Source organism: Streptomyces sp. NPDC033221, from assembly GCF_055577005.1.
In genome coordinates this window covers 1-14203 of record NZ_JBVIQN010000060.1, presented here as the reverse complement: position 1 = coordinate 14203, position 14203 = coordinate 1, and the positions used below count along the sequence as shown (strand labels likewise).

The 14203-nt window shown below is 72.5% G+C and carries 10 protein-coding genes; 5 read left to right on the top strand and 5 right to left on the bottom strand.

From position 1 onward, the window contains the following. Window positions 1–184: 184 nt before the first annotated feature. The 5 genes from ACZ53K_RS40620 to mtnA form a co-directional block, all read right to left on the bottom strand. A complete protein-coding gene (locus tag ACZ53K_RS40620; protein WP_468847568.1) occupies window positions 185–745 on the bottom strand; it encodes a ComF family protein in 561 nt (186 codons plus the stop codon). 912 nt (window positions 746–1657) lie between these two features. Then, complete coding sequence (locus tag ACZ53K_RS40615) at window positions 1658–3394, bottom strand: LpqB family beta-propeller domain-containing protein (protein ID WP_468847565.1); 1737 nt, start codon at window positions 3392–3394, stop codon at window positions 1658–1660. 253 nt (window positions 3395–3647) lie between these two features. Next, the gene (gene mtrB, locus ACZ53K_RS40610; protein ID WP_468847562.1) at window positions 3648–5804 is read right to left on the bottom strand and encodes an MtrAB system histidine kinase MtrB; all 2157 of its coding nucleotides are present in this window, start codon (window positions 5802–5804) and stop codon (window positions 3648–3650) included. Between the two features lie 337 nt (window positions 5805–6141). After that, entirely contained in the window at window positions 6142–6819 is a 678-nt protein-coding gene (mtrA, locus tag ACZ53K_RS40605; RefSeq protein ID WP_030017937.1) for a two-component system response regulator MtrA, read from the bottom strand. Further along, window positions 6816–7988 (bottom strand): S-methyl-5-thioribose-1-phosphate isomerase, encoded by a 1173-nt coding sequence (gene mtnA / locus ACZ53K_RS40600; RefSeq protein WP_468847559.1) that lies wholly within the window; start codon window positions 7986–7988, stop codon window positions 6816–6818. Before mtnA ends, mtrA begins: the two co-directional genes overlap by 4 nt. A 170-nt stretch (window positions 7989–8158) precedes the next feature. On the opposite strand from mtnA, the gene ACZ53K_RS40595 reads away from it, so the two are divergent. Genes ACZ53K_RS40595 through ACZ53K_RS40575 form a run of 5 tightly spaced genes read left to right on the top strand, consistent with a single transcriptional unit; the run spans window position 8159 to window position 13775 of the window. After that, window positions 8159–9574, top strand: a complete 1416-nt coding sequence (locus ACZ53K_RS40595) for a DUF7847 domain-containing protein (protein WP_468847556.1) — start codon at window positions 8159–8161, stop codon at window positions 9572–9574. Window positions 9575–9617: 43 nt separating this feature from the next. Then, window positions 9618–10274, top strand: coding sequence for a DUF4129 domain-containing protein (locus ACZ53K_RS40590; RefSeq protein WP_468847597.1), 657 nt, complete (start codon window positions 9618–9620; stop codon window positions 10272–10274). Then, window positions 10271–11509, top strand: a complete 1239-nt coding sequence (locus ACZ53K_RS40585) for a DUF4350 domain-containing protein (RefSeq protein ID WP_468847554.1) — start codon at window positions 10271–10273, stop codon at window positions 11507–11509. The genes ACZ53K_RS40590 and ACZ53K_RS40585 overlap by 4 nt, the downstream gene beginning before the upstream one ends. Continuing rightward, entirely contained in the window at window positions 11490–12455 is a 966-nt protein-coding gene (locus tag ACZ53K_RS40580) for an AAA family ATPase (RefSeq protein ID WP_468847551.1), read from the top strand. The genes ACZ53K_RS40585 and ACZ53K_RS40580 overlap by 20 nt, the downstream gene beginning before the upstream one ends. A gap of 9 nt (window positions 12456–12464) precedes the next feature. Then, window positions 12465–13775 carry a DUF58 domain-containing protein gene (locus tag ACZ53K_RS40575; RefSeq protein WP_468847549.1) on the top strand — a complete coding sequence of 437 codons (1311 nt, stop codon included), beginning with the start codon at window positions 12465–12467 and terminating at the stop codon, window positions 13773–13775. Window positions 13776–14203: the final 428 nt, after the last annotated feature.

Sequence of the window (14203 nt, the reverse complement as noted above, 5' to 3'; positions counted from 1 at the left end):
CGTCATTTCAGGATCCCTGCAAAGACCCATAAACGCACCTATCCCGGCATCCGAGGCAAAGCGTCAGCCAAGTCCTCACAACCGAACATAGCTCTCTCGGACGGGTGACGGCACCCCCTGGCTGGCACTAGCTCCGTTTGGGTGCTTTTTCGCCCTTGTTACCTGCAACGATGAATTTTCGCGGTCAGTTCCAGTTGATTTCGAAAGCACTCCGCGGCGCCGCGACCACACCCGCCCCCACCACCCTCCCGCCGACTGCCCGGACAGCCCGCGCCGCCTCCGCCAGCGAAGCCCCGGTGGTCATGAGATCGTCCACCAGCACCACCGGGGCCACCGCCAGCAGCCGCACGGCTCCGGGGACGACTGTCAGGGCTCCGGAGACGTTGGCCAGGCGCTGACGGGCACTGAGGCCCGCCTGATCAGCAACCGTACGCCGCTGCCGCAGCCCGGTGAGGACCCGAACGGGCACCCCTCCCCGCCGAAGGTCCCGAGCCGCCGCCAGCGCCATCCGCCGCACCGGATCGTGCCCCCGCCCGGCCACCGTCCGCCGCGCCGAGGGGACGGGGATCAGGAGGTGGGGGGTGGTGGGGTGGATGACGGGGGTGGAGTTGGGTACGTGGGAGGTGAGGCGTCCCGGGGCAATGAGGCCCTGGTTGTTGGCGGGGCTGGTGGGAAGGGTGAGGCCAGTGAAGCCGAGAGTGGTGGGGGTGGTGAGGCCCGGGGTGGACGTGGGGCCCGCGGACACCGTGGGGTCCGCATGCGCCGTGGGATCCGCAGGCGCCGTGGGATCCGCAGGCATCGCGGGTCCCGATGGCCCCCAGAGCCCCGCGGGTCCCGTGGGCCCTGCGCATGCTGGGGGCCCTGCGGGACCCGCGGGCCCTGCGGACCCCGTGGGCCACCCGCGGTCGACGGGCCCGGACGGGCTGAAGACAGGCCACCCAAACTCCGCCTCCGCGCCGGCACCCGCACCCGCCCCTGCCCCTGCCCCTGCCCCTGCCCCTGCCCCCAGCACCTCATCAGCCCCAGGCTCACCGCCGTAAACACACAGCGGCCCACCCCGCGCCCACAAACCCCGCACCGCCCCCGCCAACGCCTGGCCCAGCGGACCGGCCAACCGCAACGCGCCCCGCTCCTTGTGCGCAAGCAGCACCGCCCGCACCTCATCGGCGTACGGAGCGGCGGCCCAGGTGGGCGGGAGGCCGGACGGGACGGGGCGCGGACGCACCCTCCGGGGGCCCCGGGGGCCTCCCCCACCCCCGCCCCCGCTCCCCCTCGCCCCCCGGGTCAACGCTTTGAGGCACTCCTCGCACAGTTCCGTACGAGGACGGCCGCATCCGGCGCAATCCACCGGTAGTACCAGACCGGTGATTTCCCGCCATACGCCCCGCATGGATCTACTGTCCCGCGCGGCGGGGCGGGGCGCCACCCCCTGTGGATAACCCGGGTGACGGGTTGCGTCAGCGGCCCGGCCCGATCCTGCCGCCGCCAGCCGGGGCCGCGCCACCGGCTCCTACTCCCTCAGCCCCGAGCCCAAGCCCGCGGCAACGGCAACGGCAACGGCAACCGACCAACCACAGCCGCAACCACCGCCCCAGCCACACCACCAGCACCAGCACCAGCACCAGCACCAGCACCAGCACCAGCGGCACCCGGCCCCCTACCCGGGATAAACCGGCGCCTTCCCGTCCTTGGCCACCGTCTTCCAGTTCGCGTCCTGCGGCAGCCGCACTATGCCCTCGGCCCCGTCCGCGATCAGTGGCCTCGTATCGTCCTCCGAGGCCGCCACCGACTTGACCCCGTTGACGCCGGGCAGCGTCTGCGCGCTCGACGCCGAGCCGTCCGTCTGCATGTACTGCATCTGCTGCACCCCGCCGGACTGCTTGCCGACGACCACGAGCCGGCTGCTGCCCGCCCAGGACGCCGCCACCACGTTCTCCAGCTGGGGCGCGATCGGTCGCAGCTCCTCCACCGACAGCACCGGGCGCTGTGCCGTGCCGCCACGTTCCACCCGGCCGAGCTGCAGCGTCGTACGTCCCTTGTCCTCCACCAGCACCGCGATCCGGATGCCGTCGGACGCCACCTTGATGGACTCGATGCGCCGGTCGCCGAGGCCGGGCACTGTCACCACGTCGGGTGTTCCCTTGCCCTCACGCAGACGCAGCAGCCGCGAGCCCTTGTCGCTGCGGTCCGCTATCCACAGGTCGCCCAGGCCGTCCCAGCTGGGGGCCGAGAACCCGTCCTTGGCGGTGCTGTGCAGCAGCGCCGGGCCGCGCTCGGTGCCGTAGTCCAGCGGAGCCACGTACAGCGACCGGCCGTCGGCCGAGACGCCCGCGGCGGTGTCCTCGCCGCGCGAGATCGCGATGGAGCTCAGCGGGGTCTTGCCGGAGCCGAACGGCCCCGGGACCGGCCGCGGTTCCGTGGTCGTGTCCGGCGTACTGACCACCTTCTGGTCAGCGTCGATGAAGTACTCCTGGGCGGGCCGCCCGACGTGCTTGCGCGGCGCGAACTCGCTGTTGGCCCGGTCCTGCGACAGGACGCACAACCGGTTGCCGCCCTCGTCCTGCAGCTCCACCTCACTGATCTTCGACGCCCGGGTGATGTCCTGGACGGTGAAGAACAGCTGGGCCGCCATCCGCCGGCACTGCCCCGGTCCGGCGGCGGCCGCGCGCTTGCTCAGCTTCACCCGCAGCGCGTTGGAGTCGTCGAGGGACAGGCCGCTGCTCTTGAGTGCGGTGTCCGTCGGGAACGCGGAGGCGGTGACCTGGTTCAGCCAGTTCGTGGGTCCCTCCAGCAGCGCGGTCACGCTCGCGGTGATCGGATCTATCCGCTGTCGCAGGTAGACGGGGTCGGCGACCAGCACGTTGTGGCCCGCCTTGGCCGACTGCGCCTCCGACTTGTAGTCGGCGAAGTAGTACTTGTTGACGGAACGGTAGATGCGCTGGAAGTCGGACTGCCCCAGCACCAGACCGTTGGGCAGCCGGTCTATGCGCCACTGCCCGTCCTCCTTGGTCAGGTGGATGGTCTGCTTGTACGCCTGTTCCTCCGGCGTGTAGGCGTGGTTGCGGTCGACGGTGGCGACCTGGCTGCCGGACAGTGTGATCGTGTAGCCGTTCGGGTCCTCACGGTTGGCCTGCCCCACGGGGTCGGCCTTCGGACGCTGCTGGAGCACCTTCGTCGCCGAGAACGGCTGCCACGTCCGCTTCGCCGAGTTGGCCAGGTACTGCGTGGCCGTGCTGAAGTCCACCTCGTCGCTCGTGGTCGCGTCGAGGAAGCCGCTGACGATCTCCGTGGGCTGCGCGCCGTCCTGCGGCGGCACACCGTAGACCCGTACCTGCGAGTCGGCTTCCGCCCGCGGTGACTGGTCGACCGCCTGCATGTCCCCGCTGTCCGGCATCGTCGCGCACCCGGCCAGCAGCAACGCGCCACAGCCGAGCACCGCGCCCGTACGGACGGCCCTGCCACGCGCCCTCGGACGCCTCCGCGCAGCGCCACCGGCGCGCACCCCAGTCCTCACCACCGCGGCACGCACCTCCTCACGCCCCACAGCCCGCACCTCGGCATACGCCTCCGCACCCGCTTCGGCACTCGCTTCAGCACCCGCCTCCGCGCCCGCTCCGGCAGCCGTCCTCGCGCCCGCAGCGCCCGTCTCAGCGCCCACGAACCTCGTCCTCCCGCTCCGCGCCCTCTCTGCCCCCGTCGTCCCGGCCCGGGCCACGCCCGTTCCCATTCCCGATACCGTTCCCGGCCCTGTTCCCGGGCCCGTCGCCCGGCGCGTCGTCGTGTCCACGCGCCGTCTCACCGCGTACGCCGTTCCCGCGCACGCCACCGTCGGCCTCGCCGTTCCGCCCCGGGCCGTCACCCACCGCTCCGGCACCGTCCGCCGCGCAGGCGCCCGTGTGGCCGTCCGCCGCACGCGCACCCTCGTGGGTGTCCGTACGTCCCTCGGGCGTCCGCTGCGCAGGGGTACGGGCCGAGGCTCGTGCCGGGGTGTACGGCTCCAGGGGCCACGGTTCCGCCAGCCGCTGCTGGGCCGGAATGGCGGCAGCCGTCCGTACCGCCGCAGCGCCACGCGGCAGCCCCGCGCCGGCCGCCTCCCGGTTGCGCCGGGAGTCCTCCGGTTCGAGCGGGATCGGTGAGCCGCGCAACGCCTCCCCGGCCGTACGCGGCAGCGTCAGCCGGAACTGCGACCCGCCGCCCGGCTCGCCCCACGCCTGCAGCCAGCCGCCGTGCAGCCGCGCGTCCTCGATGGCGATCGACAGGCCCAGGCCCGTACCGCCGGTCGTACGGGCCCGTGCCGGGTCCGCGCGCCAGAAGCGGTTGAACACCCGGGCCGCCTCGCCCGGCTTCAGGCCGACGCCGTAGTCGCGCACCGCGACGGCGACCGCGCCGCCGTTCCTGCCACCGGCCGCGGCCAGCCGCACCACGACGTCCCGGCCCTCGCCGTGCTCCACCGCGTTGACGACGAGGTTGCGCAGCACCCGCTCCACGCGGCGGGCGTCCGCCTCCGCGATCACCGGCTGCTCGGCGCCGCGCACCAGGATCCGGCTGCCCTTGCGCTCCGCCAGCGGCTCGGCGCCCTCGATGACCCGGTGCACCACGTCCCGCAGGTCGATCGGCTCGGCCTCCAGGGCGGCCGCGCCCGCGTCGAAGCGGCTGATCTCCAGCAGCTCGGCGAGCAGCGACTCGAAGCGGTCGAGCTGTCCGCTCAGCAGCTCGGCGGAGCGCGCGGTCACGGGGTCGAAGTCCTCGCGCGCGTCGTGGATGACCTCCGCGGCCATCCGTACGGTCGTCAGGGGTGTCCGCAGTTCGTGCGACACGTCGGAGACGAACCGCCGCTGCATCCGGGACAGCTCCTCCAACTGCTGGATTTTGACCTGGAGGTTCTGCGCCATCTTGTTGAAGGACTCGCCCAGGCGGGCGATGTCGTCCTCGCCGGTGACCTTCATCCGCTCCTGGAGGAGCCCGGCGGCCAGCCGCTCGGAGATGCCCGCCGCCATGCGTACGGGTGTGACGACCTGCCGCACCACCAGCCAGGCGATCGCGCCGAGCAGCACGACCACGAACACCCCGGCCGTCGCCAGGGTCCCCTTCACCAGGCTCAGCGACTTCTCCTCCTGGCTGAACGGGAAGAGGTAGTAGAGCTGATACGGGTTGCTGTTGACGTCGTTGAGCCGCTTGCCGATGATGATCGCCGGCTCGCCCTCCTCCGATCCGACGCGTTTGATCTGCGTGGACTGGCGGAAGGTGCCGGGCCTGGTGTCCAGCATCTGGCGCATCTCCGCCGGAACGCTGCGCTCGGGGTCGACGTCCCCGGAGGCGCGCGGGCCGCGGGTGTCCGGGTTGGTGTCGCCGAACGGCTCCTCGACGGCCGATCCGGAGCTGAGCGCCACCACGGAGAAGACGCCCTGCCCGCCACTGGCGAGCTGTTCGACCAGGCTGGTCAGCCAGGTCGCGGAGTCCTGCGCACCGCGGCTGCCGGAGCGTACGGGGTCGTCGCCGCGGCTGTCGGTGGTGCCGTCGGCCAGTTTCTGGGCCACGGCGAACCCGCCGGCTGCCTGGCTCTGCGCCGCCTGCCGCTTGGCCTCCAGCAGCCCGTTGCGGACCTGCCCGATGACCACGACGCCGAGCAGCAGCACCACGCCCAGCGACATCAGCAGGGTCGTGGCGACCACGCGGAGCTGGATGTTGCGGCGCCACAGGCGCAGCGCGGGCAGCAGCGGGCGGCGTATCCAGCGGCCGAAGAGCCGCAGCATCGGATGGACGGGGCCTGCCGTGGCCCCGTCGGACAGCAGGCGTGCGGGCATTCCCCGGAGCCGGTCTCCCGGCCGTTCGGCCCGCCCCGGTCGGGTGGCAGGCCGCGCCGTCTCGCCGGCGGGCCGGTCAGCCGCCTTCGCGCCGCCGTCCCGGCTCTCGGGACTGCTGTCGGGACGACTCTCGGGACGGCTGTCGGCGCGCGGCGTTTTCCCGTCCTGGTAGGACCCGCCGGTGACGCTGTCCTGTCCGGTCACCGGGCGGTCGGATGACCGTCCGTCCGTCCGTCTGGCCAGCCGACCAAACAAACGACCAAAAAAGGACATTTCACCTGCCGGGCGGACGGTCCGCCCCCGCTCGTCCTCCGGGGTCGAACCGTCCCGGGACATATCAGCTGGGTCCGGCCTTATAGCCGACGCCGCGCACGGTCACCACGATCTCCGGGCGCTCCGGGTCCTTCTCGACCTTGGAGCGCAGCCGCTGCACATGGACGTTGACCAGACGGGTGTCGGCGGCGTGCCGGTAGCCCCAGACCTGTTCGAGCAGCACCTCGCGCGTGAACACCTGCCACGGCTTACGGGCCAGCGCCACCAGCAGATCGAACTCCAGCGGCGTCAGCGCGATCGACTGGCCGCTGCGCTTGACCGAATGCCCGGCCACGTCGATGACCAGGTCACCGATGGCCAGCTGCTCGGGCGCCGGCTCCTCCGAGCGGCGCAGCCGTGCCCGGATACGGGCCACCAGCTCCTTGGGCTTGAACGGCTTGACGATGTAATCGTCCGCCCCCGACTCCAGGCCGACCACCACGTCGACCGTGTCACTCTTCGCGGTCAGCATGACGATCGGCACACCGGACTCGGCACGGATGAGCCGGCACACCTCTATGCCGTCCCTCCCGGGCAGCATGAGATCGAGCAGCACGAGGTCCGGCTTGGTCTCCCGGAAGGCGGCGAGCGCCTTGTCCCCGTCCGAGACGAACGACGGTTCAAAGCCTTCGCCGCGCAGCACGATGCCGAGCATCTCTGCCAGTGCGGTGTCGTCGTCGACGACCAGGACGCGTCCCTTCATTCGGCCATCATCCCATTACCTGATCGTGACTTACCCCATCGTGATGTGGAACACAGCTCCGCGAGACCACCCGGAGTGACCGGGGAGATCACTCCGGCCTCGGTGACGATGGCCGTCACCAGCTCGGCCGGCGTCACGTCGAAGGCCGGGTTGTAGGCCAGCGCGCCCAGCGGAGCCACCGGCACCCCGGTGCCTGCTTCCGTCCCCGCGCCGGGCACGAAGGGCACCGCGATTTCCGTCACCTCGTGTCCGGGCCGCTGCTCCACCTCGATGAGCGCGCCGTCCGCCGTGTCCAGGTCCACCGTGCTGGTCGGCGCCACCACCACGAACGGCACGTGGTGGTACCGGGCCAGTACGGCCAGCGGGTAGCTGCCCACCTTGTTGGCCACCGAACCGTCCGCAGTGATCCTGTCCGCTCCTATCAGTACGGCGTCCACCTCCCCCGCTGCGAAGAGCGACCCTGCCGCCCCGTCCGCGAGCACCGTGTACGTCATGCCCGTACGCGCCGCCTCGTACGCGGTCAGCCGCGCACCCTGCAGCAGCGGCCGCGTCTCGTCGACCCACAGCCGCCGCAGCTCACCGGCCCGGTGTGCCGCCAGCGCCACCGCGAAGGCGGTGCCCTCGCCGCCGGACACCAGTGCACCGGTATTGCAGTGGGTGAGTATCCGGTGCCCGCCGCCGGGCACCAGCTCGCCCAGCAGCGCCAGTCCGTGTGCGGCCATCCGGGTGCTGGCTTCGGCGTCCTCCGTGTGGACCGCCCGGGCCTCGGCCAGCGCCGCGGCGGCTGCCCGCTCCTGGTTCGCGCCGCCCCGGACCGCGTCGCGGTACGCGCCCGCGGCCCGCCGGACGCCGTATTCGAGGTTGACCGCCGTCGGGCGGGCGTGCGCCAGGGTGTCGGCCGCGTCGGCCACGTCGAACCCCCGCGAGGCGGCCAGGGCGACTCCGTACGCCCCGGCGATGCCCAGCAGCGGAGCGCCGCGCACCGCCAGCGTTCGAATCGCCTGCACCAGCGCCGGAACGTCCGTACACACCAGTTCGACTTCTTCGGACGGCAGCCGTGTCTGATCGAGGAGAACCAGAACGGGCCCCTCGGGAAGCTCCTCCCAACGCAGTGACGGAACCACGGGAGCGTCGGCGCCCGCCTCGGACTTCTCGTAGCGATCGGCCATCCGCCCAGTCTGCCGCCGACCACGGGCGGAGCAGAAGGGTTCCCCCGTGCAAGGGCGCTCCCTCGGACAAGGGTCCGGGGACGCGGGCCCGTGCGCCATGACACGATGACAGGCACTGCGGACGCCGCACCCCGGCCGTTCGAACGGGCGGGAAGCATGAAGGAGCGACGATGAACCACTCTCCGGGCTGGGCCTCGCCCGGATCCTCCCCCTCCGACGAGCCGGACCGCGCCGCGCAGGACCAGCCCGGCGCCGCGGGATCCGCCGAATCGAACGCTCCTGCCGGTTCCGCCGGTGTACCACGTCCCGCGGAACCCGCCGGCCCGGCCGACGCGGCTCCGGCCGGCGACTCCTCGGTCCCTCCGCAGTGGTCCAAGGAACAGCCTCCCGCCGGACAGTGGTCCGCGCCCACCGGCGGCTCGGGCCGCGGCGGGCCGCGCGGGCCCGGCCCGCAGGGCGGCCCCGGCGGTCAAGGCGGCTGGGGAGGTCAGCAACAGCCCGGCTGGGGCGGTCAGCCGGGGTGGAGTGCCCCCTGGGCACCGCCGCCCGCGGCCAAGCCGGGGGTGATCCCGCTCCGCCCGCTCGGCGTCGGCGAGATCCTCGACGGCGCGGTGTCCACCATGCGCGCCCACTGGCGCACCGTCCTCGGCATCTCCCTGGTCGTGGCGGTCATCGCGCAGACCGTGAACACCCTCGTCACCGGCTTCTGGTTCCGCAACGCCGGTGAACTGTCCGCGCTGGAGAACAACCCCGACGCCACCCTGAGCGAAGCGATGGACGCCGTCGGCACCACGCTCGCGAGCAGTGCCGTCACCTCGCTGGTCGGGCTGCTGAGCACGATCGTCATCACCGCTCTGCTCACCATCGTCGTCAGCCGCGCCGTCCTGGGCCGCTCCGTGACGGCCGGCGAAGCCTGGCGGGACGCCCGGGGCCGGCTGCCGCGCCTGGTCGGCCTGCTGCTCCTGCTGCCCCTCATGATCTCTGCCGTCATCTTTGCGGGCATGGTGCCCGGCATCGTCATCGCGGCCGTGGGCCCGGCCGGTCCCGGCGTGGTGCTCGCCATGCTCGGCGGCGTGGGCGCGGGCATCGTGGGCATCTGGCTGTGGGTGCGCTTCAGCCTCGCCGCCCCGGCGCTGATGCTGGAGAAGCAGGGCGTCATCGCCTCCATGCGGCGCTCCGCCAAGCTGGTGCGCGGCTCGTGGTGGCGGGTCCTGGGCATCCAGCTCCTCACGTACCTGCTGGTCGCCGTCGTGCAGATGATCGTCCAGGTGCCGGCCACCGTCGTCGCCGTCCTGCTCAGCGGCGAGAGCTTCACGACCTGGGCCAACGGCGACGGCGGCACCGGCTGGACGTTCCTGGTCGTGCTGGCCGTCGGCACCGTGATCACCTCCGCGGTCACGTACCCCATCAGCGCGGGCGTCACGGCGCTTCTCTACATGGACCAGCGGATCCGCCGCGAGGCACTCGACCTGGAACTCGCCCGCGCCGCCGGCCTGCCCGGATACGGCGCGGATGTCCCCGGCCCGCACGGCCCCGGGCCCGACAGCTCCGGCCAGGGCCCGGCCGGCAGCACCCCGGGAAGCTGATGCGGTGACGGGGGCGGGGAGGACTGCCGTGCTCGCGCGTCTGATGCCGGGCTCCGGCGATGACGGACCGGTGCGGGTCCCGCGCGTGCCCGCCCGTGAGGCGGCCGAACGGGAACTCGCCGATCCGCGGTACCACCAGAACGACCCGAACCTGCTCCAGCGCGCCCTGAACTGGTTCTGGGACCGCATCGGTGACCTCTTCGACGCCGCCGCCGGGGCCACGCCGGGCGGCTGGGCCGGCCTCCTCGCCATCGTCCTCGTCGTGCTGCTGCTCGCCGTCGCCCTCCGGCTCCGGCTGGGCGCTCTGCGCCGCACCCCCATCTCCGGAGGCGGCGCGCTCTTCGGGGACCGGCCCCGTACAGCCGCGGAGCACCGTGCCGCCGCGGAACGGCACGCGGCCGACAGCCACTGGACCGAGGCCGTCCAGGAACGGATGCGGGCCATCGTCCTCGCCCTGGAGGAGCGCGCCCTGCTCACCCCGGGCCCGGGCCGTACCGCCGACGAGGCCGCGTCGGAGGCGGGCCGGGTCCTGCCCGCCCACTCCGAGCGTCTGCGCGCCGCCGCCCGTACGTTCGACGACGTCACGTACGGCGGCCGCCCGGGCAGCGAACGGGAGTACGCCGCACTGAGCGCCCTCGACACGGACCTGCGGAACAGCAAGCCCCAACTGGCCACCGCTTCCCACGGGAGCGGCACATGACCACCACCACAGCCGGTGCCACGGCCGGCGCCACTTCGCTCGCACCCACCCCACGCCGCTTGTGGACCCGCTCGCGCGGACTGCTCGCAGGGCTCCTCGTCCTCCTCCTGGGCGGCGTCGGTCTCGCCCTCATGCGCTCCGGGGACCAGCACGGGCGCCTCGATCCCAGGTCGGTGGACCGCTACGGCAGCGGTGCGGTCGCCGCGCTCCTCGCCGATCACGGTGTCGACACCCACGTCGTGACCACCACGAAAGAGGCCGCCGCCGCGGCCGGCCCCGACACCACCGTGCTGGTCGCCGACCCGGACCTGCTGACCCGCAGGCAGTTGGGCGCCCTTCACCAGGCCACCGGTCGCACGGCAGGACGCACCGTCCTGCTCAGCCCGGACCAGGCCGCCCTGGACGTCTTCGCTCCCGGGGCCGAGGCCGAGCCGCCCGCCGACGTGAAACCGCTGTCCCCGGGCTGCGCCCTGCCCGCCGCCCGCGCCGCGGGCGACGCCGAACTCGGCGGCCTGCGTTACTCGACGTCCGTCCGCGCCGCCGACCGCTGCTACTCCAACGGCGGCGAGGCCACCCTGCTGCGCCTGCCGTCCACGGCCGGCGGCGACACCGTCCTCCTCGGCGCCCCGAACATCCTCTACAACCACCGTCTCGCCGAGCGCGGCAACGCCTCGCTCGCCCTGCAACTGCTCGGTTCGCACAAGCATCTGGTCTGGTACCTCCCTTCCGTCAGTGACCCCTCGTCCACGCAGGACGGCCGGCGCAGCTTCTTCGATCTCATCCCCTCCGGCTGGCGGTGGGCGCTGCTCCAGCTCCTCATCGCCGCCGCCCTCGCGGCCATCTGGCGGGCCCGCCGGCTCGGCCCGCTCGTCCCCGAGCGGCTGCCGGTCACCGTCCCCGCGACCGAGACCACCGAGGGGCACGCCCGCCTCTACCAGCAGGCAGGCGCCCGCGACCGGGCCGCCGACGTCCTACGAGCCGCCACCCGCGCCCGGCTCGCACCGCTCACCGGCGTGTCTCCCGCACACGCCCACACCCCCGACTTCCTTCTCCCGGCCGTCTCCACGCGACTGCCCGCCGCCGCGGAAACCGGCACCGCCCTGCACTCCTTGCTGTTCGGGCCCTCGCCCGCCGACGACAAGGCCCTGGTCACCCTGGCCGACCAGCTCGACAACCTGGAACGTTCGATCCTGTCCCCAGAGAGGCACGCCCCCCGTGAGCACCCCGACAGCTGACAGCGCCCGAGCCTCACTGGAGGCCGTACGCACCGAGATCGCCAAGGCCGTCGTAGGCCAGGACCCGGCCGTCACCGGCCTGGTCGTCGCGCTGCTCTGCCGCGGGCACGTGCTGCTCGAAGGCGTACCCGGCGTCGCCAAGACCCTGCTCGTCCGCGCGCTCTCGGCAACCCTGGAACTCGACACCAAGCGCGTTCAGTTCACCCCCGATCTGATGCCCAGCGACGTCACCGGCTCGCTCGTCTACGACTCACGCAGCTCAGAGTTCTCCTTCCAGCCCGGCCCGGTCTTCACCAACCTCCTGCTCGCCGACGAGATCAACCGCACCCCGCCCAAGACCCAGGCATCCCTGCTCGAAGCCATGGAGGAGCGTCAGGTCACCGTCGACGGAACGCCCCGCCCTCTTCCCGAGCCGTTCCTGGTCGCCGCCACGCAGAACCCCGTCGAGTACGAAGGCACCTATCCGCTGCCCGAGGCCCAACTGGACCGGTTCCTGCTGAAGCTGACGGTGCCGCTGCCCGCCCGCCAGGACGAGGTCGACATCCTCACCCGGCACGCCCAGGGCTTCAGCCCACGCGACCTCGAAGCGGCCGGCCTGCGTCCCGTCGCGGGCCCCGCCGATCTCGAAGCGGCCCGAGCCGCGGTGGCCAAGACCGCCGTATCCCCCGAGATCACCGGTTATATCGTCGATATCTGCCGTTCCACGCGCGAATCCCCCTCGCTCTCCCTCGGAGTCTCACCCCGAGGCGCCACTGCCCTGCTCTCCACCGCCCGGGCCTGGGCCTGGCTCACCGGCCGCGACTACGTCATCCCCGACGACGTGAAAGCCCTGGCCCTGCCCACGCTCCGGCACCGCGTCCAACTCCGCCCGGAAGCCGAGATGGAAGGAGTCACCGCCGACTCCGTCATCAACTCCGTCCTCGCCCACCTTCCCGTCCCCCGCTGAGACCGAGCCGTGGCCCTGACCGGACGCACCGCCCTCATCTCCGCCCTCGGAGCCCTCTTCGTCGGCCTGCTGCTGCCCAGCTGGACCGGCATCCTCACCGTCCAACTCGTCCTGCTGCTAGCAATTTTGTGCGACCTGGTGCTCGCCGCGCCAGTGCGGAAGCTCCAGTTCACCCGAACCGGTGACACATCCGTTCGACTCGGCCAGGAAGCCCGCACGCACCTGACCGTCACCAACCCGGACCGCCGCCCGCTCCGCGCACAGCTCCGCGACGCCTGGCCCCCCAGCTCATTCGCCCCTGGCACCGAAATCCCGGCGTCCCGCCACCGCGTACACATCCCCGGGTCGGAGCGCCGCCGCATCACGACGACGCTCCACCCCACCCGCCGCGGTGACCACCGCGCCGTCCGCGTCACGGTCCGCTCCTACGGCCCCCTCGGCCTCGCGGCCCGCCAAAGCAGCCACCACGTCCCGTGGACCGTCCGCGCTCTGCCGCCATTCACCAGCCGCAAGCACCTGCCCGGCAAACTGGCCCGGCTGCGCGAACTCGACGGCCGCACCAGCATCCTCACCCGCGGCGAAGGCACCGAGTTCGACAGCCTCCGCGACTACACCCCCGGCGACGACACCCGCTCAATCGACTGGCGCGCCACCGCCCGCCGCCAGTCCGTGGCTGTACGCACATGGCGCCCGGAACGCGACCGGCGCATCCTCCTGGCCCTGGAAACCGGCCGCACCTCGGCCGGCCGCGTAGGCGACACCCCGCGTCTGGACGCCTCCATGGACGCGGCCCTGCTGCTCGCCGCCCTGGCGTCCCGCGCCGGCGACCGCGTCGACCTCCTCGCCTACGACCGCCGGATACGAGCATCCGTCCAGGGCCGCGCGGCGGGAGACCTCCTGCCCGCCCTGACCGACGCGCTCGCACCTCTCGAACCCGAACTCGTCGAGGCGGACGCCCGCGGACTGGCCGCCGCGATCCACCGCAGCACGCCGCGTCGCTCCCTGATCGTCCTCTTCACCGGCCTGGACACGGCCCCGGTCGAGGGAGGGCTGCTGCCCGTCCTCCCCGGCCTGACCCAGCGCAACGAGGTCATCGTCGCCGCGGTGGCTGATCCCCGTACAGAGGAAATGGCTGCCGCCCGCCACACGCCACAGGCCGTATACGCCGCCGCAGCAGCCGAGCAGACACGCGCGGCCCGCCGCCGCACCGCGGACCGCCTCCGCCACCACGGCATCACGGTCATCGACTCCACGCCGACTCGCCTGGCGCCCGACCTGGCCGACGCGTACCTCTCTCTCAAGGCCTCCGGCCGGCTGTAGATAGCTCCGCTTACTGGCCAGGTGAAAGCCAGCCACGTGGACGTCTTCGCCTGCCCAGCTCGGTGGCCAGGCAGCCGGATCCCCCGAGGTACGAGGGCCCCTGCACGCCACCCATTCGCCAGGTGATGAGGGAGGGCAGACAGCCCCCTGAGGTCCGCAGACAACGCAGCTACATGCCAGCCACCTAACAGACACGTGCGTCGGCGGGCAGAGACACGTGGCGGAAGCGCACGGAAGCACACCAACGCGAAATGCCCCGCACCATGTGGTGCGGGGCATTGCTATCGCGACGGTGAGCGGGCAACCGGACAACCGGAAGAGGTTCGAGGTTTCCGGGAACGCAAAAAAGCTCCGGTCCCTGAACCAGAGGTTCAGGGACCGGAGCGAAAAAATTGTTCGGCGGCGTCCTACTCTCCCACAGGGTCCCC